This window comes from Corallococcus sp. AB045, assembly GCF_003668895.1.
Taxonomy (GTDB): Bacteria; Myxococcota; Myxococcia; order Myxococcales; family Myxococcaceae; genus Corallococcus; species Corallococcus coralloides.
Genome location: NZ_RAWN01000161.1, coordinates 1 through 22,047 on the forward strand (window position 1 = coordinate 1; position 22,047 = coordinate 22,047).

Consider the following 22,047-nt stretch of genomic DNA (forward strand, 5'->3'; position numbering starts at 1 on the left):
ACCCGTCCCCGCCCACGTCCGGGACCCAGCGCTCCTTCGCGGGCAGCGAGCCCGCTGGTCCGTCGAACTCGTCCTGCCAGACGACTTCCCACCCCGTGCCCGGCTGCTCCGTGACAGGCTTGGGTTGCTCGTTTTGCTTATTATCCAGACCTGCTGCCGGATCACACGAAGCCATCCCCAGGCCCGAGAGGGCCAGGGCAAGGACAAGACGGCGCGAAGTCATGCACTTCTCCCGACGTGCTGCGTGGGAAAGAGGGAGCGGTCGCGCAGCGCCGCCTGGAGCACCAGGGTGGCCGCGCCCACGGCGATGGCCCGCTCTCCCAGCACCGACGTGACGATGCGCGTCTCCGCCATGGAGACGGACAGGGCGCGCTGCCGCACGGACGCGCGCAAGGGGTCGAGCAGCATCTCGCCCACGGAGGAGATCTCCCCGCCCAGCACGACGATGGCGGGGTTGAGTAGGTTGAGCAGGCCGCCCACGGCGATGCCCAGGTAGGCGCCCATGCCGTCGATGATCTGCTTCGCGGCGGCGTCGCCCGTGCGGGCGCCCTCCACCAGGTCGCGCACGGTGGGGCCCTTGCGGCCGCGGGTGCCCATGAGCTCGCGCGCGCGTTCGGTGAGCGCCGTGGAGCCGATGAGGGTGACGAGGCAGCCCCTGAGGCCGCAGACGCAGAGCGGCCCGTTGGAGTCCACCGGGATGTGGCCGATTTCACCGGCCGTTCCGCCGGCGCCCCGGTACACGTCGCCGTGGATGATGTGACCGGCGCCGATACCGGTGGCCAGCTTGATGTACGTGAGGTCCTCGCCGCCGGAGCCGGCGCCCCAGAAGCACTCCGACAGCGCGCCGAGGTTCGCGTCGTTGTCCACGAACACCGGCATGTCGAAGGTGGTCTCGAACCACTCCTTCACGTCCACGTGCTTCCACGCGGGGAGGATGAGGGGGGACATCTTGCCCGGAGCCGCCGGGTGCACGGGGCTGGGCACGGCCACCCCCATGCCGACCACGGAGCGGCGCGGGACGCGCTCGGCGTCCAGGCACTCCTGGATCAGCTCCTTCGCCTTCTGCAGCGACCCTTCCGGATCGCCGCGCACCGCGTGGCTCGCCTTGCTCTGCGTGCGCACGCGGCCGCGGAGGTCCGTGAGGACGACGGTGACGTGGGAGGCGCCCAGTTCGACGCCCACCAGGCTGAACGCTTCGTCACAGAAGCCGATGAGGGTGGGACGGCGGCCCCCGCGGGAGACCCCGGCGCCAATGCTGCGCACCAGGCCCGCCTGCTCCAGGTCCGCGACGATGGCGGAGACGGTCGACGGACTGAGCTCCGTGCGCCGGGCGATCTCCGCCCGGGAGATCTGACGCTCGCGCCAGATCATGTTGAGCAGCAGGCCGCTGTTCTGCGCACGCATGCCCGCCGCATCGACCGTCAACACCGCCGTTCCCGCTTTCATCGTCCGCTCACGTTCCTGTTTTGGCGCACCGGGCGCTCAGGTTGGGGGCTACTTCCACTGGATGTCGTCGATGAAGAGGACGAGCGGCTTGACGTCCAGCCCGCCCGCCGACCAACCGAAGCCCCCGCCGACCGTGCTGTAGCGGATCTTGCTGATGTCCAGCGTGTATTGCTTGGGCTCGGTGGTCAGCGTGACCTCGATCTTCTTCGTCCACCCGTCCTTGCCTTCGTAACCCGTGAAGAAGTTCACGATCTCGCCGCCGCTCTCGCTCCAAGCGTAGAAGGTCACGGCGTTCGCGCCATCCGGCACCTGGAAGCCCGGGCGCGGGTCATCCTCCCAAGCGCCCTCCGGGAACTGCCAGAAGACGCCGGCCCACGCGTCCGCCTTCTGGGTGGCCGTGAACTTGTGGCAAGCGCCCAGGCCCGCGCCCGGGCGGGGCGTATGGCAGATGGGCTCGTCCACCAGACCGCCCTGCTCGCCTCCTCCAGAACCCATGTAGCCGCTGGCCGCCCAGGTGCCGTCCACCGCCAGGGGCAGCGTCGTCTGGGTGCCCGCGTCCACGCCGGCGTCCGTCTCCGTGCCCGCGTCGGTGTTGGTGCCGGCGTCCGTCTCCGTGCCTGCGTCGGTGTCGGTGCCCGCGTCGGTGTTGGTACCGGCGTCCGTATTGGTGCCCGAGTCCGGCTTGGTGGTGCCGCCGTCGTTCTGGGTGCCAGGCTTGGGGGCGTCCTCAGGGTCACAGGCGCCAACGAGCCCCGCCGTCGCGAAAACTCCAACGGCCGCCAATGTCCACGCGAAACGCTTGGTGCGAAGCATGAATCCCCTCCGGGTTGTCTTGCTTGGATGACTTCGTTCTTACGGCGAAGAAATCAAAACCTGCTGGAATCCGTCGCCCGCATGCTGCGTCGCGTCACCAGAACGGCCACACGCCAGAGGAGAAACCGCCGTCTCCCGCCGCCGGGGCCCCTGCCACCTGGAGCCGCCCTGCGTCCCCGCCCACCGCGAACATGCGAGTTCGTTCGATTGACGAAGAAATACCAGCCCCCTTTACCCATTTGCAAGCAGCCGAGAACACGCTCCGTGCGGTCAATCTGTTGACGCAGCGCACCGTGGTTTCAGGAATGTGTTGGTTTGGATGGGAGCGCGGGCAGACACGGCCCTGCCCCGGTCAGGGGCGAGCCACGCGTCACTTCCTGCGATGCCTGAAGAACTTCAGTGCGTCAGCGGCGGCGGACCGATCATGCGTCGGACCATGGCGAGCAGCTGCTCGATGTCGAAGGGCTTGGGCAGGAAGCCCGCGCACGGCAGGTGCTGCCAGAAGTCCGGCGGGCTGGCGCTCATCATCACCACCGGAACGTCACGCAGGGCCGGATCCTTCTGCATGGACTCCAGCACCCCGGGCCCGTTGAGCACCGGCATCATGTAGTCGAGCAGAATCATCGACGGGCGCTCCTGGCGCATCCGCTCCAGGGCCTCGCGGCCGTTGAGCGCGATGGCCGTGCGGTAGCCTTCGTCGGACAGGAGGTCTCGGACGGCCTCCACGATGCCGAACTCGTCGTCGACGATGAGGACGGGCCCCATGGTCAAGTGCCTCGGCGCTTGCGGACGTTGCGGCGCGGCTTCGGCGAGGTCGCCCTGGCGGAGGATTTGGTGCCCGCGCGCGGCTTGCGGCGCGGCTTCGGCAACGGGGTCGGCTCCGGAGTCCGCGTGCGCGCGAGCCCCGTCATCAACATCTGCCCTTCCGCGAAGGGCTGGCCGACCTTGAGTCCCTTGCCCGTGATCTCCAGCTCGCGCAGGGCGGGATCGTAGGCGCTGTTGCGCACCTTGAGCGCCGCGATGAAGCGGCGCAGCCCGGAGTGCAGCTCCACCATGCGCAGGAACAGGATGTTCTCCGCCACCATGGAGATGCCCTCGAGCGGGAACTTCACCTCCGGCCCGAAGGCGGAGGTGGCCTCCGCGGTGTAGAGGAGCGTCACCTCGCGCACCCGGCACTCGTTGACGAGCGCCGCCAGGAAGCGCGCCACCCGCGACTTACGGGTGGAGGCGCGGCGGAGCGCCTCGTAGCCGTCCAGGAAGATGCGGCGCACCCGGCCGCTGCGGACGATGGTCAAGAGCTCCGTGCCCAGCTTGTCGAGGATGTTCTCCGTGGGCGGCCGGAAGCTCACCTCCAGGTCCCCGCGCTCCATCAGGGGCTGCAGGTGCAGGCCCACGCCCGCCGCCTGCGCGAGCATCCGCTCCGGCGCGTCGTAGAAGGCGAAGTAGTGGCTGCGCTCCCCCTGGCGGGCGCCTTCCGCCAGGAAGCACAGGCCCAGCAGTGTCTTGCCGCTGCCCGGAGGCCCCAGGAGGATGGTGGTGGAGCCCGCGGGCACCCCGCCCTTGAGCATCGCGTCCAGGCCGGTCACGCCGAAGGCGTCGCGCTCGCGCTTCCCGGCGCCGGGCACCAGGTTGCCGTCCACCATCGACTCCAGGCGGGGGTAGACGGTGAGCCCGTCACCGGTGATCTCGAAGCCGTGCTGCCCCAGCTTGTACGCGCTGCCCCGGAACTTGCGCACGCGCAGCTCGCGCAGGGTTCGCACGCCGAAGGTCCGCTGCTGGAGCATCAGCAGGCCATCCACCATGGTGTGCTCCGCGCGCAGGCCCTTGTCGCCTCCGGTGGTGAGCACGACCGTGGTGCAGCCGATGAGGCCCGTCACGACCTGGAGGCCGTGGATGAACTTCTTGAGCGCCTGCCGCGACGGCGCCAGCTCCTCCGCCGCCAGCAGTCCGTCCAGCACGAGCAGCGAGGCCTTGTGCGCCTTGATCTCCTTGCGCACCAGCTCCGCGAGCGCGTCCAGCCCGCCCTGCTCCAGGATGGTGAAGGCGCTCAGGTAGCTGATCTTCCCCGGCACGCAGGCCGGGTCGAAGAACGACAGCGTCTGAAGGTTGCTCACCAGCTCCGTGTGCGACTCGGCCAGGAGCGTGAGGTAGAGGACCTGGTGGCCCTGGGCCGCCTGATGGAAGCAGAGCTGGTTGGCGAGGATGGTCTTGCCCGCGCCCGGCAGGCCCAGGACCATGTACATGCGGCCCTTGCGCAGGCCGCCGCATAGCACGGTGTCCAGACCGGGGATGCCCGTGGACATCCGCTGTTCTTCACGTCCACCGCCCGGCGTCATCACACGCTTCCTTCCTGGGCGCCATGCGACCAGCGGGAGCGCGAGGAACGGCCCCGGGTGGTCTCCATAGTCCAGCCCCCGCGTGAAGGCTCAACAATCTGGGATGCGTACGTTCCTGGACAAAACACGCATGCCCCGGCCCGCCGGCCGCTCAGCGGGCAGCGTTGGCGTCCGCCGCCGGCACGGGGGCCGAGCCCCCCGTCAGCGGCTTGAGCGACGCGCGCAGGGCCTCAATCTGGGCGCGCGCCTGGTTCTTGAGCGACTCCACGTCGTCCATCGTCATCCCCTTCGTGGAGATGGGCGTGCCCACCGTCACCAGTCCGCGCGACGTGGCGAAGCGCCACGAGTGCTTGGGCAGCGCGAGCCGCGTGCCGCTCACCGCCAGGGGCAGCACGTCCGCCTGCATCTCGATGGCGAGCCGGAAGGCGCCGTCCTTGAAGGGCAGCAGCTCATCCGTCTTGGAGCGCGTGCCCTCCGGGAAGATCATCACCGGCATCCCCTTGAGCATCCACTCCTTGCAGCGCGCCATGGCGCCAGTGGCCGAGTCGCGGTCGCCGCGCTCCACCGGGATGTCCCCGGCGATGCCCATCATCCAGCCCACCACGGGCACCTTGAAGAGGCTCTTCTTGCCCAGCCACTTCATCTCCCACGGCAGGTGGGAGATGAGGAACGGATCCGCGTTGGACTCGTGGTTGCTCACCACCACGGTGTTGGCCGCCACGTGATCCGGCACCTGGCCGTGCATGCCGAAGCGCCAGTAGGGCGTGAGCTTCGCGGCGGTGACACCCACCAGGCGGAAGCAGCGGCCCACCACGTAGCGGCGCTTGTCGAACAGGAACGTGAGGATGAACAGGAAGAGCTGGACGAAGAAGCCCACCAGGGCGACGAGGCCCACCTCGACCCAGGTCCAGATGGAGAGCAGTGCGTTCATGAGAGGTGTCCCTTGGGGATGAGGAGGGTTCAGGTGAGGACCGCGGGGTCCAGGTCCACGCTCACCGGGCAGTGATCCGACCCGTGAACGTCCGAGTGCACGGAGGCCTTCTTCACGAAGGCGAGCGCCGCGGGGGTGGCGAGCACGTAGTCGATGCGCCAGCCGATGTTCTTCTCGCGCACGCCGGCGCGCTGGCTCCACCAGGAGTAGTGGCCGCCCGCGGCGTTGAAGTGGCGGAAGGTGTCCACCCAGCCCGCGCGGATCCACCGGTCGAACTCCTCGCGCTCCTCCGGGCGGAAGCCGCTGGTCTCGCGGTTCTCGCGCGGGCGCGCCAGGTCGATGTCCTGGTGGGCGGTGTTGAAGTCCCCCATCACCAGCACGCGCTGGTTGTCGCGCAGCGGCTTCTCCAGGCGCGCGAAGAGGCGGCGGTAGAAGTCCAGCTTGAAGGGGATGCGGGAGAGGTCCCGGTCCTTCCCGTTGCCGTTGGGGAAGTAGCCGTTGACCACGGTGAGCTTGCCGAAGCGGGCGAACTGGAGGCGGCCCTCCGCGTCCATCTCCGGCGCGTCCAGGCTGGTGGTGAGGTCGTCCGGTTCGTGGCGGCTGAAGAGGCCCACGCCGCTGTAGCCGGGGCGCTCCGCGGCCACGAAGTGGGTCTTCCAACGGCGGGGGGCGCGGACCTCCGCGGGGAGCTGCTCCACGCGGGCGCGGACCTCCTGCAGCCCCACGATGTCCGCCCGGGCCTTGGACAGCCACGGGAGGAAGCCCTTGCGGTGGATGGAGCGCAGACCGTTGACGTTCCAGGAGACGACTCGCACGCCCCCGCTTATGGCGAAAGCGCGCGGGTATTTCCAGCCCCCACCGTTCCTGGACGGACGGTGGGGGCCGGTCACTGCTCAGTGCGTCAAGGCACTTCCAGGGCGCTCGACTTGTTCTGCGGGCCGCGCGTGGTGCGGATGATGAAGTTCGCGCTGTTCACGTCCGTGTCGTAGCTGTTGCCCTTCGTCGCGTCCGCGCCGGTGCCCTCCATGGTCGCGGCGGACGAGCCGGCGTTGGCCTTGCGCTCGTAGCTTCCGTTGGTCGCGACGGTCCCCGTGACAGGGCTATTGCCTTCCGCGGAGTCCGCGGTGGTGCCGTAGCCCACCGTGTCCACCGCGAGGGCGTCCACCTTCGCGGTGGAGATGCCAGCCTTGCCCAGGCGGATGTGGCCCGCCGCGGCGCCCATCGGGATGGTGGTTCCAGCGGAGGCGTCACCCGCGACGGTGCTGCCACCGGAGTAGGAGCCCCCCGTCACCAGGTAGAAGCCGTGCGCCGCGATGGTCGCCCCCGCGGGGAACGTGAAGGCGGCAGTGTTGTAGTTCGGGGCGGCCGGCCCCTTGTACTGGAGCTTCCAGCCGGCGAGGGCCACGCTCTCGTTCGTCGGGTTGTAGAGTTCGATGAACTCGTCGTTCGCGCCACCGGTGCCGGCAACGGCGAACTCGCTGATCACGACATGGTTCGTCGTGGGGGCGGCGGTGACCTTCGCCTGGGCGGACACGGACTGGCCGTTGAGCGTGGCCACGATGGTGCCCGTCGAACCGGACGCGCCCGCGGTGAAGGCGAACTTCGCGGAGATCTCGTTGGCCGGCACCGTCGCGGTGGCCGGCACGGTGCCCACGTTGCCCGTCGTGGACAGCGCCACGACCGTGGCCTCGGCGGCCGGGATGTCCAGCGTCACGGTGACGTTGGCCGTCTGACCGGAGGACAGGGACACCGTCTCCGGCGACAGGTACGCCAGCGAGGCCGCTTCCGTCGCACCCAGCACGCGCACCGTGGCGGTGCGCGAATCACCACCCAGCGTGGCCGTCAGCGTCGCCTTGGCGGAGCCCGCCGCGTCGTCCGCCGTCACGATGACCGCCGCGGACCGCGAGCCCGCGGGCACCGTCACCTGGCCGTTGTTGGCCACGACCACCGAGGGGCTGGACGAGGCGACCTGGACCACGACGTCCGTGGTGGCCTCGGCGCTCAGCGTCACCGACAGCGGCTCCGGAATCGTCTCACCCGTGGTGCCCGAGCGCGCGAAGGCCGCGGCCGGCTCCAGCGCGCTGAGCGTCGTCGTGGTGCCCGCGTCGGTGCCCGCGTCCGTCTCGGTGCCCGCGTCCGTAGCCGGGCCCGCGTCGATGGCGCCGCCGTCCGTCTCGGTGCCGGCGTCCGTCTCGGTGCCCGCGTCCGTCTCGGTGCCCGCGTCCGTCTCGGTGCCCGCGTCCGTCTCCGTGCCGGCGTCCGTCTCCGTGCCCGCGTCCGTCTCGGTGCCCGCGTCGACCGTGCCGGAGCCGCCGTCCGTCTCGGTGCCCGCGTCGGTGGTCGTGCCCGCGTCCGTCTCGGTGCCCGCGTCGGTGGTCGTGCCGGCGTCGGTCTCAGTGCCGGCGTCGGTCTCCGTGCCCGCGTCCGTCTCAGTGCCGGCGTCGGTCTCCGTGCCCGCATCCTGATCAGTGCCGGCGTCGGTCTCCGTGCCGGCGTCCGTGTTGGTGCCCGCGTCGGTCGTGGGCTTAGTCACCTGACAGCTGTTGTTGCAACGGTCGCCTTCGACGCGGTTGCCGTCGTCGCACGCCTCGCCACTCTCGATGATGCCGTTGCCGCAGACAGGGTTCTTGTCGTCATCACCACCGCACGCCGACAACACCAACAGCACCGCTGACAATGGGACCAGCAGGTGCCGGGAAGACCAGGACATGGAGACTCCGTGTTGAGTACTGAGCCTCCTCACAAACCACAAAATTACAGGCCGACGCAAACCCCTCCCGGTGACTTCTGGCTCACGGCCATGGAACCCTCCGGGTCACCGGTTTCTCAAGACCTGACAGTGCGGGTGGGTCGTCCGGACCGGCCCTGCTTCAGCCAGGAGTCCCGGGGGTTTGCGGGGAGGCTGAACCCCCCAATCCATGCGCATCCAGGAAGCCCCGCACGGACTGGGCGATCTCCGTCCCAGCCTCCAGGAGGCCCGCGTGGCCGGCGTCATCCACCTGGAGCCAGTGGGCCTGGGGCAGCGCGCGGTGCAGCCGCTGCACTTCCGACAGGGGCACGAGGACGTCATCGCTCGCGGCGATGATCAGCACGGGCACCCGGATGGATGGGAGGACGTCCCAGGCGTGGCCCTCCGTGAGGCCTCGCAGCGTGCGCCAATAGGCCTGCGCGCTCATGTGGTAGAGCGCGTCCAGGAACTCGGCGATGTCCTCGCGCGGAGCCCGGGGCCGCAGCGCCCCCACGGCCCTCGCCAGCGGATCCGCCAGCGGGGTGGCGAGGAAGGCCTTCACCGCGGGCGCCACCACCGGCACCCAGGGCGTTCCGGCGGCCAGCATCCCCTTCGCGGCGGACAACACGAAGCGGGAGCCCCAGCGCGGATCCGCTGAACCCGGCACGCCCGGGGTCCCCGCGATGAGCGTCATGGACGGAACCAGCTCCGGCCGGCGGCGGTACAGCTCCAGCAGGATGCGCACGCCCATGGAGAAGGCGATGTGGTGCGGGGGCCGGCCGTCGCCGCGCGCCATGGCCGCCTCGGTGACACGCTCCAGGTCGTCCACGTGCACCTTCACGCGGTAGTCGTTGTCGCGCGACTCCTCGCTCATGCCGTGGCCGCGGTAGTCCCAGTGCACCACGCGGTGGTCCTGCTCCAGGTCGGCGACGATGTGGCGCCAGAAGTTCTCCGACGTGCCGATGCCGTTGGTCAGCAGCACCGTGGGGCGGTCCGCGAGCGCGGCGTCGCGGTCCTCCTCCGGCTTGCCCGAGCTGTGGGTGTGGACCGCCACCCGGGTGCCATCCGGGGCGGAGACGAGGTGCGTGGCGCGACGGTAGGGCATCCCCGCCCACCATGCGGCCGGGCAGGCGCGGGTGCAAGGGCCGACAGCCCGTCCCCCCAAGGGCGCCCTCCCCCATCCGCACAGGCCGGGCTGGACGCGCCCGGGCCTCCAGGCAATGGTGCGCGCGATGCTCAGCGTGGAGGCGGAAGGGTTGGACGTGGCGGCCGTGCTCGCCCACTACGAGGCGCACGGCTTCGCGCGCCTGGGCCGTGTGCTGGACGACGCGGGCGTGGAGGCGCTGCGCGAGCGGGCGGACGACCTGATGCTCGGCCGCGTGGTGTATCCGGGGATGTTCTTCCAGCCGGACGCCACCACCGGCCGCTACGAGGACGCGCCCCTGGGGCTGGGCTGGCAGGGCCCGTCCCTGGACTACCGCAAGCTGGAGAAGCTGGAGAAGGATCCGCGCTTCCTCGAGTGGATGGAGAACCCGCTGTTCGAGCGGATCACCCGCGCGCGCATCCCCGGCGACATCGTCCTGTACCGCGCCATCCTCTTCCACAAGGGCCCCGCGGGAGGCAGCAACCTGCCCTTCCACCAGGACGGCGGAAAGCTGTGGGGCCTCACGCGCGAACCGGACCTCCAAATCTGGACCGCGCTGGACGACGCGCCGGAGGGAGGCGGCTGTCTGGAGGTGATCCCCGGCAGCCACCGCGCGGGCCTGGTGACGGCGCTGGGCGGCGTGATTCCCCCGGACCGCGTGGAGGCGGCGGACGCGGAAGCCCATGTCGTGCCCCTGCCGGTGCGGGCCGGGGAGGCCCTGCTCGTGCACAACCACGTCTGGCACCGCTCCGGGCGCGGCCGGCCCGGACAGCGGCGGCGCGCGTTCTCCGCCTGCTACATGAGCGCGGACACCACCTGCGTGCGCAAGAAGAAGGCCCCGCGCGTGTTCCCTCCGGTGTTCCGTCACCCGGTGCGCGGCGGCTGAAAGGCCCTATCATCCGGGGCGTGTCCGGACACCCTGGAGTCCTCGTCGCCGAGCAGCCCCACTACCTGCCGTGGGTGGACTTCTACGAGCAGGTGGCCCGCGCCGGCACGCTGGTGGTGCTGGACGACGTGCAGTGGCTGAGGCGTGGCTGGCAGCGCCGCACGCGCGTCGCCCTGCCCCACGGCGTGCCCACGCCGCCCCCGTCCGAACCGGGCTTCCAGTGGCTGTCCATCCCGCTGGAGGATCCACACCGCGACACGCGGATCCGCGACCTGGCGGTGGACTCGAGCCAGCCCTGGGCGCGCAAACACTTGCAGGCGCTGGTGACGCTCTACGGAGGCAGGCCCCACTTCCGCGCGCAGGTGTTGCCGCTCGTGGAGCCCTTCTACGACGCCGCCGCGCGCGAGTCCGGCCCGGGGTCGCTGTTGCGCGTGCTCCTGTCCAGCATGGCGCTGTTCCATGCACCGCTGGGCCTGGAGCCGAACCTGGTGCTCTCCTCCACGCTGGAGCGCCGGGGCGAGGACAAGACGCAGCGGCTGGTGGAGTACTGCCTCCAGACGGGCGCGCACACGTACTACTCGGGGACGGGCTCCACGGTGTACCTGAAGCCGGAGCGCTTCCGCGCGGTGGACGTGCGCCTCTTGTGGCAGCGCTTCCGCCACCCGGACTACGCGCAGGGGCGCGAGGGGCGCTTCGTGACGGGGCTGTCCATCGTGGACGTGCTGGCCAACGTGCCCGTGGAGACGGTGCGCACGTGGCTCCAGCCGTCGCCGTGGGGGCCGTTCGCGGGGGACGGCCCCCAGCCGCTTCAGCGGGCGGACGCGGCGGTGGGCGTGGAGTCCGCCGGCTTGTCGAAGCGCACGAAGTAGCTGCGCACGGCGGAGTCCAGCAGCGCGGGATCCAGGCGCGGCGTCTGGCCCTGGTAGTTCGCCATGTCGATGACCTGATCCAACAGGTCGCGAGGCTGGCACGCGGCGAAGGGCCGGTGATTCGGGCGGTAGTGCTCGTCGATGAGGTAGTCCACGGCGCGCGCGTCGTAGGGCACGCCGCGCTTCTTGCACATCACCTGGAAGATCTCGTGGAACTGCTCCTCGTCCGGGCGCTGCACCTCCAGCTTGTAGCGGACGCGGCGCAGGAAGGCGTCATCCACCAGGGCGCTGGGGTCCAGGTTGGTGGAGAAGGCGGCGAACACGTCGAAGGGCACCTGGATCTTCTTGCCGGTGTGGAGCGTGAGGATGTCCACGTCGCTCTCCAGCGGGACGATCCACCGGTTGAGCAGATCCTTGGGGGACACCTTCTGCCGGCCGAAGTCGTCGATGAGGAGCATCCCGTTGGACGCCTTCATCTGGAACGGGGCCTCGTAGTACTTCACCTCCGGCGTGTAGACGAGGTCGAGCATCTCCAGCGTGAGCTCACCGCCCACCACCACGAGCGGACGGCGGCAGCGCACCCAGCGGCGGTCATACGACGGCATGCCGGGTTCGTCCTCCACCGCACGGTGGATGTTCGCGTCGAACATCTTCACGACGAAGTCGTCGATGAGCAGCGCGTGCGGGACGAAGATATCCCCCTCGTAGCAGTTGACCATGCCCTGGCAGATGGCCGTCTTGCCGTTGCCCGGGGGGCCATAGAAGAAGATGGCGCGCCCGGAGTTCATCGCCGGACCGATGCCGTCGAAGATGTAGTCGCGGATGATCAGATCGCCGAACTTGTCCTGCATGCGATGGCGGGTGATGCGGTTGCCGCGCACGGTCTGCTGCTTCACGGCCGCGACCCATTCGTTGAACGGTACGGGCGCAGGACCGTTGTAGCGGTTGCGGTCCAATATCTGCCGCAGCACGTCCGTCACGAAGGTCGTGAGCTGGTAGATCATCGTGGAGCGGCCCACGCCGGATCCGCCACCGCCGCGGATGTCGATGTACTTCTGGCGGCGCAGTCCCTCGATGACCTCGTCCACCAGCGTGGTGGGCAGTTGCAGGCGCGTGGCCACATCCATGCCGCGCATCTCGCCCGCGAAGAAGATGGCCTTGAGGACCAGCTCCTCCACGAAGGTCGCGTTGAGGCCGGCCTCCTGGAGCGTCTTCGGCTGCGCGGGCCAGAAGCGGTTCGTCACCGGCGCATCCGACGCTTCACCGCGCCGGAAGCCGCGCCGCTCCGGCCCCACGTAGCCCTGCGGCGGCGCCGCGACGGGAGCGCGGCGTTCGGGGCCACCCGGGGCAGCGCCACGGCGGTCCGCCTCCGGGGGACCCCGGCGATCCGCCTCCGAACCGCGGCGCTCCGCCTCCGGACCGCGGCGCTCCATGCCAGGGGCCGCGCGACGTTCGGGCTCCTGCGCGAGTGGAGGCGGGCCGGGGGGCGCGGTGCGCCGCTCGGTCTGCACGTCGAGCATCTCCTCGCTGAAGGGTGGCGGCGCGCCCGGTGGGGCCACGCCCGCGGACTGCGCGGGCGGCACGCGGGGGCGCGGCATCGGATCAAAGATGACGGACGGCAGCGGCGCGGGCTGCGCAGGCCGGGAGCGGGTGGGCTCCGGACGCGGCTCTCCGCCCAGGGGCGCGCCGGCCGGGGCGGGCGCGCGCGGACGGGGCGGCGCGGACAGGACGGGATTCGCCGTCGCGGCGGGCGTCTCCAGCGGGGTGATGCTGCGATTCTCATCCTGCTCGGCGTCGAGGGAAGACGGACCTGGGCCAGGAGGGGGCCTGCGTAGGAAGTCGGTCATCACGGCTCCGGCGGGAGGGGGAGGTCACTGTACCCCACCGTCGTGTCAGCGGTGTTAACTTCAGCCCATGAGCTTCTTCCAGGCGCCCCCCGGTCTTGGCAACCAGTACGACGACGACGCGTTCCTGCAGGGCTACCTCGCCCGTACCCTTCCGGAAGACATGTTTCGCTCGCTCCAGGATGACTTCCGCGAGCTGGGGGAGCTGGGAGGCAAGTACTTCTACGAGTTCCAGCTGCGCGACCGGCTGAACGAGCCCGTGCTCACGCAGTGGAGCCCGTGGGGTCAGCGGATTGATCACATCGAGGTGTCACCGCTGTGGAAGGAGGCGGAGGCGCTGACCGCGAAGAAGGGCCTGGTCGCGGTGGCCTACGAGCAGAAGAGCGGCGCGCTCAGCCGCGTGCACCAGTTCGCGCTGAACTACCTGGTGCAGCCGTCGCTGGACGTCTACTCGTGCCCGCTGGCGATGACGGACGGCGCGGCGCGGTCGCTGCTGTCGCTGGGCAACCAGGCGCTCATCGACCACGCCCTGCCCCACCTGACGTCGCGGGATCCGGCGACGTTCTGGACGTCGGGCCAGTGGATGACGGAGCGCACGGGTGGCTCGGACGTGGGGCTGACGCTGACGGAGGCGCGGCAGTCTCCGGAGGGCTGGCGGCTGCACGGCACGAAGTGGTTCACGTCCGCGACGACGGCGCAGATGGCGCTGACGCTGGCGCGGCCCACGGGCAATGGCCCCGGCGGCAAGGGGCTGGCGCTCTTCTTCGTGGAGACGCGGGACGCGCAGGGCCGGCTCAACGGCATCCAGATCAACCGGCTGAAGGACAAGCTGGGCACGCGCAAGGTGCCCACGGCGGAGCTGACGCTGGACGGGACGCTGGCGGTGCCGGTGGCGGGGCTGACGGACGGCATCCGCAACATGGCGATGATGCTGAACGTGACGCGCACCTGGAACGCGATGGGCGCCACGTGGAGCATGCGCCGCGCGATGGCGCTGGCGCACGACTACGCGAAGCGCCGGGTGCAGTTCGGCGCGCCGCTGTCGGAGAAGCCGCTGCACATGGACACGCTGGCGGGGCTGGAGGCGGAGTTCCAGGCGGGCTTCCTGCTGGCGTTCCGCGGGGTGGAGCTGCTGGGCAAGCTGGAGACGCGCACTGCGACGGAGCAGGAGCTGCTGTTGCAGCGGCTGGTGACGCCGCTGGCGAAGCTGACGACGGGCCGGCAGGTGGTGCACATCACGTCGGAGGTGACGGAGTCCTTCGGCGGCGCGGGCTACGTGGAGGACACGGGCCTGCCGCGCATCCAGGCGGACGCGCAGGTGCTGTCCATCTGGGAGGGCACGACGAACGTGCTGTCGTTGGATTCGCTGCGCGCGCTGGCGAAGGAAGGCACGCTGGAGGCGTTCTTCCACGAGGTGGAGAGCCGGCTGTCGAAGGTGACGGACGCGGGCCTGCGGCCGTGCGTGAAGACGGCGCACGACGCGCTGGAGCACGCACGGGCCTGGGTGTCCGGCGCGATGGCGAACCCCACCACGATGGAGGCCGGGGCGCGGCGCTTCTCCCTGACGCTGGGGCGCACGCTGGAGCTGGCGCTGCTCAGCGAGCACGCGCAGTGGTGCCTGGAGCACGGGCACGGCCCGCGCAGCCGGGCAGCGGCGCGGCGGTTCCGGCAGAACGGCGTGGACCTCATCCAGGATGAAATCGACCTGGATGATTCGCGGCTGTTGGGCTGAGCATCGCGACAGGTGCATGCGGCGGGCGCGCCCATTAAGAAGCGGGCGCCATGTCCGTCCTGAGCCCCGAGCAGTGCCAGCGCTTCGCCACCGATGGGTATCTCGTCCTGCCGTCCTTCGTGGAGGGCGGGACGTGTGAGCGGATGCGGGCCGTCATCCAGGAGCAGCTGGTCTCCGGTGACGGCCCGGTGGAGTACGAGGCCGACGTGGCCTATCCGGGCTCACCGGCGAGCATCGATGCCGAGGGCGGACGGACCGTGCGGCGGTTGTTGAAGGCGCATGGGCGCTCCCCCCTGTTCGCGGCGTGGTTCGACGACGCGCGGATGCTGGATGCGCTGGGGCAGCTGCTGGACGGACCGGTGGTGCAGGCTCGGGCTCACCACAACTGCGTGATGACGAAGCAGCCGCGCTTCTCGTCGGACACGGGGTGGCACCAGGACGTGAGGTATTGGGCCTTCGCGCGTCCGGAACTCATCTCCACGTGGTTGGCATTGGGCGCGGAGACGCCGGAGAACGGCGGCCTGAAGGTGCTGCCCGGCACGCATCGGATGCCATTCGCTTCGGAGCGCTACGACGCGAAGCTGTTCCTGCGGCCGGACCTGCCTGAGAACGCGACGCTCATTGAAGGCGCGCGGTACGTGAGGCTGTCTCCCGGGGACGTGCTGCTCTTCCACGCGCGGCTGTTCCACGCGGCGAGCCGGAACCACACGGCGGACACGAAGTACTCCGTGGTGGCCACGTACCGGCGGACGGACAACCCTGCCATTCCGGGGTCGCGCTCGGAACTCGCGGGCTGACGTCTGGCTTTTGATAGATGCTTGAAATAAGAGGCCGGCAATGCCAACACCCTTGCCGGTTCTTTTCCTCGCCTTCCGCCAGTCCATGGGGAAGGCGTTGCTTTGCACCCTGCCCCTGGTCCTCGCGGCCGGGTGCATGTCCCAAACGGACTCCACGTCCACTGGCGGCACCGACAGCCGCGTCGTGACCGCCATGGAGGAGCCGGAGATCCCCAACGAGCCGGGCAACCCTGGCGGCACCACCAACAATCCCGATGAATTGCCGGGCGTGATGTGCGCCCGGGTCTACAACACGGTGGGGACCCTGCAGCGCTCGTTCTGCGCGACCGGGAACCTGGGGCAGACCTGCCGTGGCGCGAACGTGACCTGCCAGGATGACAACACCGGTCCCGGCTCCGTCGCGGGTCTCCGGGGCATCTGGTACCAGAAGGCCATCGACTGGGCGAAGCAGTCTGGCCACAAGCAGGTCGTGCTCGATCCGGGCGTCATCACCATCACGGAGCAGACCAAGCTCCTGGGGATGAACTACCCCGTCGGCAACGGCGGCGTGGGAATCCATGTCCCCAGTGGCATCCACCTGGAGGGCTCGCAGCTCTACACGACGGCCCCCACCGTCATCAACGTCGGGGACGCCGTGAAGCTCGAGGCCCTGGTCCTGGTGGATGACAACCCCAACCTTCCCGCGGCCCAACAGCTGGCGGACGTCAGCGTTTCGTACCTCACCCTGTCGGGCACGACGCAGGCCGGGTACAGCCGGGCCCAGGACTGCCAGCCCCGGGGCCACACCCTCAACTCCATCCTCGACCTGGATGGGAACGAGCCCACGGCGGCGTCGCTGCCCACGAACTTCCTCACGGACCACCGGTTGGTGACCGTGGGCGTGCGCGTCCAGCCCTCCAGCAACACCACGGGCGCTCCCGTCGACCTGCACCACCTGAAGATCGCCCACGTGGGCGGGGCCATCTCGTTTGGCTTCAACACCGTCTACATCAAGGAGGATCCTCAATGTCAGACGGTGCCCGGGCTGAAGCTCACCCTGACGCCGAAGACGGCGTCCGCGTGCCCCGCTGGCACCTTCGAGAAGAAGATGCTCCTCAGCCGCAACGCGGCGTACTGCCGTCCGCAGACCTGCAACGTGGACGGCACCACCCCGCCTCCCCCCACGGGATGCCCTTCTCCGGACGTCTTCGACAAGGACGTGGATGGCAAGCTGCCAGACGGCAGCCCGCGGCCCGAGGACACCTACTGCGTGAGCGTGGCGCCGACGACGGAGTGGGGCACGCCGAGCTACTGCGCGGTCCATCCGTACGAGTTCCTGGGCAATCCCAATGCTCGTTCCCAGGTCCACCACAACTCCATCTGCGACGTGAAGGTGGCGGTCAACGTGGTGGGCGGTCACACGGACGTCTTCAAGAACGTCGCGGTCCGCACCCCCACCGCGGAGGAGAATTTCTTCGGGATGAGCACGGACGGACACCTGCCGTATTCGCAGTCCACGAGCTACACGGAGAACTTCGTGTCGGGCTTCAAGCTGGGCTTCCTGACGGACGGGAGCCAGTACACCCATGCGGATGACTGCACCTTCCAGCGGCTGACGGGCTACCACCCCGCGGAGATCCAGAGCTTCCAGCACGTGTTGGATCTGCGGCAGCACATGTTCGACGCGGCGCAGCCCTACTTCGCCCAGACGGAGCCGCTGCGCGGCTTCATCGACCACGTCTACGTCCGGGACAATCGCTTCTACAAGAACGAGCTGGGCATGACGCTGTACCGGGTCAACTGGGGCTTCGTGGGGTTCAACATCTTTGATTCCCAGGGTTCACCGGCTCCGGGGAACATGGGCGTGGTGACGTCCAACACCCTCAACAGCTGGATCTACGGGAACCAGTTGCGCAACTTCCGCCACGCCATCGACATCTCGGGGACGCCCGGACAGCAGTCCACGCTGGGCTCCTGCTACAACGGCATCCACACGTACTGCAGCGACTATGGCTGCCCGGTGTGGGGCTCCTACCCCAACACCTTCTCGGGGAGCGGCACGGAGACCCCCGGCGGCCCGGCCTGCAACGTCGCCTACAACCGGGGCTACTGCGCGGACACCGCGTCCATCCCCTCCCCGGCGTTCCCGACCGGGGTGGATGTGCAGTGCTTCGCGTACTGAAGCCCTGACGTGACACGACACGGGCGCTCCTGGGTTCGTCCCGGGAGCGCCCATGGTCCTTTTCAAGGCGCGTACTGATAGCGCTCGATGATCCGGCCCTCGGGAGAGACGGCATAGAGTTCGAACCAGTCGAGCTCGAAGTTGCCACCGGGTCCGAGTCCCTCACAGTGGTCGACGCGCCGGTTCACGCGGACGAGGTAGACGCCCCTCCCCTTGCCGACGACGACCTCCAGGGCTCGCGCCGTGAAGATGCATTCATTCCGGCGCGCCTTGGGAAAACGGCTCACGACATCCTGAAGAGCCGCATGGGACGCCAGGACGGCAGGTCCATCCAGCGTCGCCATGGGCTCTACGTCTTCTGGCCACTCAAAGGCGGACGTCCCTGCGTCCAATGCAGCGGCGGGACGAGGCAGCGAAGGGCTCCCCGCATCCGGCTTCGCGCTCTTCTGGGACGGTGAAGGTGTTCCCGCATCCGAGAGCAGTGCGGCCACCACCACCAGCATGGAACGAAGCATCACGGGAGCGCTCCAGCTGAGGTGTAGAGCCGAGCCCGGTCCGCTACCAGATCAGGTCGGGAGTACATTTCGGCATCACTCCACTGCGACGGAGAATGTTGGAGGAGGCAGGATGGCATGTCGCCTGGAAGGTCCATCCTGTTTCGCGGCCCGTCCAGCGGAACACCGCCCCAGACTGGTTCCATTTGTAGAAACGAGGCTCACTCCGAGGCCCTGTGGCAAGCCAGCCCCAGGCAGGAATGGGCTCTCCGCGAGAGTCGCGGGCAAGGCGACCACTGGGGGTGGCTGCATACGCGACCAGCACCCAGCCTTCCTCTCCCGCCTTCAATCGAGGCCAACTCTCAAGATCCTGGCTGCTCGCCCCTGCGCCGCACGGATGGTTGTGCGCATAGCCGAAGACAGGCAGGTCATCGCCAAAGTCCGCGTCATCCACGCCACCAAACGGCGGCCAGCAGGTTTTCGATGCGCCTGAAGCACTGCGCACGGGCCAGGAGACGCGCCAGTCCCTGGGCGTTCGATAGAGCGCGACGCAGTACTCGGTGGCATCCGCCCGCGGACGCCCCGTCGACGCGTCACAGGCATCCGACGCACCCGGAAGCCCCATGAGCGAGGACAAGGTGCTCAGCACCAGGTCATCGGGGACGTGCGCCACGTCCTCGATGACCGAGGGCACGTCTGGCCATGGCCCCGGCGCAATGGAGAGGAAGGAGTTTGTCCTCCCTCCTGCGCAGCTCCTCACTCAGGTAATAGCGTTTGGCTCCCGAGCAGGAGAACAACGTCCAGACAAAGACGCCGAGAGCGATTTGAGTCGTGCCGCGTCTGGATGAAGGAAGACGCGGCATCAGTCCACCAGGAACTACTTCGCGTTCTGCGCGAGGGCGTCTTCCACGTAGCGGATGCCCTTGGCGGTGATGGCCTTGCCCTTCTTGGTGTCCTGGGCGTAGCCGGCGTGCAGGCGCAGCGCCTTGGCCGCGTTCGGCGCGGCGTACGTCACGCCCAGCCCGCTCCAGAAGCGCGACGTCGTTCCGGACGTCACCTCCACGTCCAGCGACTTCGCCAGATAGAGCGGGATCAGCGAGCGCAGGAGCTGGTCCTTCTCCTTGCCCGCGGAGACCAGGTCCTTCTGGCGCGTGTGGCCGCGCAGCGCGGTCTCCAGCACCGACACCGCGTCCTCGCTCGCGGCTCCGGACGAGGCCGCCTTCTTCGCGGCGGGGGCCTTCTTCGCCGCGCTCTTCTTCTTCGCGGGCGCCGCCTTCTTCGCGGCAGGAGCCTTCTTCGCGGCAGGAGCCTTCTTCGCCGCGCTCTTCTTGCTCGCGGCCTTCTTCGCCTTGGGCGCCGTCTTGCGGCGGGCGGCGGGCGCCAATTCCATGCGGCCCTCGAAGGGGACCCCCACCACCGTCGCGTCCACCTGGCGCTCCGGCATCGCGTTGCGCAGGGACTGAATCACCTCATGCACGGACGCGCGCGGGGCCTCGGAGTGCACCGGGCGGGAGACGCGGGTCGGCGCGGGCTCGCTCACAGGCGGCTTGCCCTGCGCGTAGTACCGCACCCAATCGCTCGCCTCCTCCACCACTTCAGACAGGCCCACGCGATCGAGCAGCGATCCCAACCACCGAAGACTGTTGCGCACTGAGTACCCTCCCGTTCTGATCCACGCTACTACACTCCAGACAGAAGCAACCTATATCGCTAGCAATACGGGTTGTTCCATGCCCCCGTGGGTCTTCTTTCCCCCTCACCCACGGATCACGGGAACAGACGTGCAGATGTAGCGCGGTGTTCCTACGTCTCACTGCCGCACGGACACCACGCTGCGCGTCTTCACGTTCGTCACCTTCCCCGAGCGCTCCAGCATCCCCTCCCCCACGAGGAACAGCGCGCCGTGGATCTCCTGCCTGCAGCGCGCATACACCTCCGAAGGCACCACCAGGTTGGCGATCCCCGTCTCGTCCTCCAGCGAGATGAAGCAGATCCCCTTCGCCGTGGGCGGCATCTGCCGGCAGATCATCATCCCTCCCACCTTCACCGGCCGCCCCGCCGACACCCGCTTCAACCCCTCCGCCGTCACCGCCCCCATCCGCTTCAACGTGGGCCGGAGCAGCTCCAGGGGGTGCTTCTCCAGCGACAGACCCACCGTGTCGTAATCCGCCACCACCCGCTCCTGGACGCCCATGGGCGGCAATCGCACCGCAGTGCCATCCATGGGCATGCCGAAGAACAGGTCGTCCGCGTCCAGCGGCCCCAGCGCCTGGATCTCCCACAGCGCCTGCCTCCGCGCCCCGCACAGCGACGCCAGCGCCCCCGACAACGCCAGCCGCGTCAATTCATGCCGGGGAATGCGCGCCCGCCGCGCCAGGTCTCCCACGCTCGTGTAGTCCCCCCGCCTCGCGGTCTCCACCGCCCGGCCCGAGGACTCGCCCAGCCCTCGTACCATCCTCAACCCCAGCCGCACCGCCCCGTCCTCCAACGTGCAGTCCCAGCTCGAACGGCGCACGTCCACCGGCCGCACCTCCACGCCATGCCGCTGCACGTCCGCCACCAGCGTGTGCGGCGCGTAGAACCCCATGGGCTGTGAATTGAGCAGCGCCGCCGTGAAGGCCGCCGGGTAGTGGCACTTCAGCCAACTGGACGCATAGGCAATCAACGCGAAGCTCGCGGAGTGGCTCTCCGGGAAACCATAGTGCGCGAACCCCCGGAAGTGGTCGAACCACTCCTCCGCCTGCTTTCGCGTGTAGCCCTTCGCCTCGCAGCCCTCCACGAAGCGGCCCCGGTACGGGAGGATGCGCGCCTCCGCCTGCTTGTGGCTCAAGGCCCGCCGCAGGCCGTCCGCCTCTCCCGCGCTGAAGCCCGCCGCCACCATCGCGAGCCGCATCGCCTGCTCCTGGAAGAGCGGCACGCCCAGCGTCTTCTGGAGGATGCCGCGCACCTCCTCGCTGGGGTACGTGACCGCCTCCTGGCCGTGCCGCCGGCGCAGATACGGGTGCACCATGTTGCCCACGATGGGCCCCGGCCGGATGAGGGCGATCTGCACCACCAGGTCGTAGAACTCCCGGGGCTGGAGCCGGGGCAGCATGTTCATCTGCGCGCGGCTCTCGATCTGGAACACGCCCACCGTGTCCGCATTGCACAGCATGTCGTAGACCTTCGGGTCCTCCGGCGGCACCGTGGCCAGGGACAGCTCGCGGCCGTAGTGCTTGTGGATCAGGGCGAAGCAGCGCGACAGCGCCGTCAACATGCCCAGCGCCAGCAGGTCCACCTTCAGGAGCCCCACCGCGTTGATGTCGTCCTTCTCCCACTGGATGACCGTGCGGCCCGGCATCGCCGCGTTCTCCACCGGCACCAGGTCCACCAACGGCTCGCGCGTCATCACGAAGCCGCCCACGTGGATGGACAGGTGCCGGGGCACGCCCTCCAGTTCCTTCGCCACCGACAGCGTCCGCAGCACCCGCCCGTCCGTCGGCGACACCCCCGCCTCCTGGAGCACGTCCGGCGTCACCTGGAAGCCGTGCGACGACGCCACCCGCGACAGCCGGTCCACCTGATCCAACGACAGCCCCAGCGCCTTGCCTGCCTCGCGCAGCGCGAGCCGCCCCCGGTAGCAGATCACTTCGCACACCATGCCCGCGTGGCGACGGCCGTGCTTCTCGTAGACGTACTGGAGCACCTCCTCGCGCCGCTCGTGCTCGAAGTCCACGTCGATGTCCGGCGGCTCCTTGCGCTCCATGCTGAGGAAGCGCTCGAACAAGAGCCCCATCCGCACCGGATCAATGGCGGTAATCCCCAGCGCGTAGCAGACCGCCGAGTTCGCCGCGCTGCCCCGCCCCTGGCACAGGATGCACCGCCCC

The 22,047-nt window shown here is 69.3% G+C and carries 17 protein-coding genes and 1 pseudogene; 5 read left to right on the top strand and 13 right to left on the bottom strand.

Annotation, left to right across the window (positions count from 1 at the left end):
* From D7Y21_RS43035 to D7Y21_RS30210, 9 genes and pseudogenes are all read right to left on the bottom strand, one after another.
* A pseudogene (locus D7Y21_RS43035) lies at positions 1-223 on the bottom strand (glycoside hydrolase family 16 protein); the annotation flags it as partial.
* Positions 220-1,446, bottom strand: a complete 1,227-nt coding sequence (locus D7Y21_RS30175) for an ROK family transcriptional regulator (protein ID WP_121717256.1) — start codon at positions 1,444-1,446, stop codon at positions 220-222. The pseudogene D7Y21_RS43035 and the gene D7Y21_RS30175, both read right to left, overlap by 4 nt.
* 48 nt (positions 1,447-1,494) lie before the next feature.
* Positions 1,495-2,259, bottom strand: a complete 765-nt coding sequence (locus tag D7Y21_RS30180) for a hypothetical protein (protein WP_121717258.1) — start codon at positions 2,257-2,259, stop codon at positions 1,495-1,497.
* Between the two features lie 396 nt (positions 2,260-2,655).
* Complete coding sequence (locus tag D7Y21_RS30185) at positions 2,656-3,024, bottom strand: response regulator (protein ID WP_120563076.1); 369 nt, start codon at positions 3,022-3,024, stop codon at positions 2,656-2,658.
* A gap of 2 nt (positions 3,025-3,026) precedes the next feature.
* Entirely contained in the window at positions 3,027-4,595 is a 1,569-nt protein-coding gene (locus D7Y21_RS30190) for an ATPase domain-containing protein (protein ID WP_121717260.1), read from the bottom strand.
* A 151-nt stretch (positions 4,596-4,746) separates the two neighbouring features.
* Entirely contained in the window at positions 4,747-5,526 is a 780-nt protein-coding gene (locus D7Y21_RS30195) for a 1-acyl-sn-glycerol-3-phosphate acyltransferase (protein ID WP_120563074.1), read from the bottom strand.
* 29 nt (positions 5,527-5,555) lie between these two features.
* Complete coding sequence (locus tag D7Y21_RS30200) at positions 5,556-6,341, bottom strand: exodeoxyribonuclease III (RefSeq protein ID WP_120563073.1); 786 nt, start codon at positions 6,339-6,341, stop codon at positions 5,556-5,558.
* Positions 6,342-6,427: 86 nt separating this feature from the next.
* The gene (locus D7Y21_RS30205; protein ID WP_121717262.1) at positions 6,428-8,236 is read right to left on the bottom strand and encodes a lamin tail domain-containing protein; all 1,809 of its coding nucleotides are present in this window, start codon (positions 8,234-8,236) and stop codon (positions 6,428-6,430) included.
* A 160-nt stretch (positions 8,237-8,396) separates the two neighbouring features.
* Entirely contained in the window at positions 8,397-9,359 is a 963-nt protein-coding gene (locus D7Y21_RS30210) for an alpha/beta fold hydrolase (protein WP_120563071.1), read from the bottom strand.
* Between the two features lie 127 nt (positions 9,360-9,486).
* On the opposite strand from D7Y21_RS30210, the gene D7Y21_RS30215 reads away from it, so the two are divergent.
* Both D7Y21_RS30215 and D7Y21_RS30220 read left to right on the top strand, forming a co-directional pair.
* Positions 9,487-10,284 carry a phytanoyl-CoA dioxygenase family protein gene (locus tag D7Y21_RS30215; RefSeq protein ID WP_121717278.1) on the top strand — a complete coding sequence of 266 codons (798 nt, stop codon included), beginning with the start codon at positions 9,487-9,489 and terminating at the stop codon, positions 10,282-10,284.
* Between the two features lie 20 nt (positions 10,285-10,304).
* Positions 10,305-11,153, top strand: a complete 849-nt coding sequence (locus D7Y21_RS30220) for a WbqC family protein (protein WP_121717264.1) — start codon at positions 10,305-10,307, stop codon at positions 11,151-11,153.
* Here the strand turns inward: D7Y21_RS30220 and D7Y21_RS30225 are convergent.
* Positions 11,093-13,000, bottom strand: coding sequence for an ATPase (locus tag D7Y21_RS30225; protein WP_121717266.1), 1,908 nt, complete (start codon positions 12,998-13,000; stop codon positions 11,093-11,095). The two genes, D7Y21_RS30220 and D7Y21_RS30225, sit on opposite strands and share 61 nt — an antisense overlap.
* A 67-nt stretch (positions 13,001-13,067) precedes the next feature.
* Here D7Y21_RS30225 and D7Y21_RS30230 point away from each other — a divergent pair, with 67 nt between their 5' ends.
* From D7Y21_RS30230 to D7Y21_RS30240, 3 genes are all read left to right on the top strand, one after another.
* Complete coding sequence (locus tag D7Y21_RS30230) at positions 13,068-14,729, top strand: acyl-CoA dehydrogenase family protein (RefSeq protein WP_121717268.1); 1,662 nt, start codon at positions 13,068-13,070, stop codon at positions 14,727-14,729.
* Positions 14,730-14,779: 50 nt separating this feature from the next.
* Complete coding sequence (locus D7Y21_RS30235; protein ID WP_121717270.1) at positions 14,780-15,526, top strand: phytanoyl-CoA dioxygenase family protein; 747 nt, start codon at positions 14,780-14,782, stop codon at positions 15,524-15,526.
* Positions 15,527-15,662: 136 nt separating this feature from the next.
* On the top strand, positions 15,663-17,687 hold the full coding sequence (locus D7Y21_RS30240) for a hypothetical protein (protein WP_147469415.1): 2,025 nt from the start codon (positions 15,663-15,665) through the stop codon (positions 17,685-17,687).
* A gap of 62 nt (positions 17,688-17,749) precedes the next feature.
* On the opposite strand, the gene D7Y21_RS30245 is transcribed toward D7Y21_RS30240, so the two are convergent.
* The 3 genes from D7Y21_RS30245 to D7Y21_RS30260 form a co-directional block, all read right to left on the bottom strand.
* Complete coding sequence (locus D7Y21_RS30245) at positions 17,750-17,974, bottom strand: hypothetical protein (RefSeq protein WP_233612336.1); 225 nt, start codon at positions 17,972-17,974, stop codon at positions 17,750-17,752.
* A 1,084-nt stretch (positions 17,975-19,058) separates the two neighbouring features.
* On the bottom strand, positions 19,059-19,832 hold the full coding sequence (locus D7Y21_RS30255; protein ID WP_233612337.1) for a hypothetical protein: 774 nt from the start codon (positions 19,830-19,832) through the stop codon (positions 19,059-19,061).
* Between the two features lie 159 nt (positions 19,833-19,991).
* Positions 19,992-22,047, bottom strand: a 2,056-nt coding sequence (locus tag D7Y21_RS30260; protein ID WP_121717276.1) for an error-prone DNA polymerase, incomplete at its 5' end; no start/stop codon positions are given.

What these genes read in the sequence shown, in the direction of transcription:
- D7Y21_RS30175 (WP_121717256.1), bottom strand. Translation starts at nt 1,446, where the DNA reads ATGAAAGCGGGAACGGCGGTGTTGACGGTCGATGCGGCGGGCATGCGT.
- D7Y21_RS30180 (WP_121717258.1), bottom strand. Translation starts at nt 2,259, where the DNA reads ATGCTTCGCACCAAGCGTTTCGCGTGGACATTGGCGGCCGTTGGAGTT.
- D7Y21_RS30185 (WP_120563076.1), bottom strand. Translation starts at nt 3,024, where the DNA reads ATGGGGCCCGTCCTCATCGTCGACGACGAGTTCGGCATCGTGGAGGCC.
- D7Y21_RS30190 (WP_121717260.1), bottom strand. Translation starts at nt 4,595, where the DNA reads ATGACGCCGGGCGGTGGACGTGAAGAACAGCGGATGTCCACGGGCATC.
- D7Y21_RS30195 (WP_120563074.1), bottom strand. Translation starts at nt 5,526, where the DNA reads ATGAACGCACTGCTCTCCATCTGGACCTGGGTCGAGGTGGGCCTCGTC.
- D7Y21_RS30205 (WP_121717262.1), bottom strand. Translation starts at nt 8,236, where the DNA reads ATGTCCTGGTCTTCCCGGCACCTGCTGGTCCCATTGTCAGCGGTGCTG.
- D7Y21_RS30210 (WP_120563071.1), bottom strand. Translation starts at nt 9,359, where the DNA reads ATGCCCTACCGTCGCGCCACGCACCTCGTCTCCGCCCCGGATGGCACC.
- D7Y21_RS30215 (WP_121717278.1), top strand. Translation starts at nt 9,487, where the DNA reads ATGCTCAGCGTGGAGGCGGAAGGGTTGGACGTGGCGGCCGTGCTCGCC.
- D7Y21_RS30225 (WP_121717266.1), bottom strand. Translation starts at nt 13,000, where the DNA reads ATGACCGACTTCCTACGCAGGCCCCCTCCTGGCCCAGGTCCGTCTTCC.
- D7Y21_RS30230 (WP_121717268.1), top strand. Translation starts at nt 13,068, where the DNA reads ATGAGCTTCTTCCAGGCGCCCCCCGGTCTTGGCAACCAGTACGACGAC.
- D7Y21_RS30235 (WP_121717270.1), top strand. Translation starts at nt 14,780, where the DNA reads ATGTCCGTCCTGAGCCCCGAGCAGTGCCAGCGCTTCGCCACCGATGGG.
- D7Y21_RS30240 (WP_147469415.1), top strand. Translation starts at nt 15,663, where the DNA reads ATGTCCCAAACGGACTCCACGTCCACTGGCGGCACCGACAGCCGCGTC.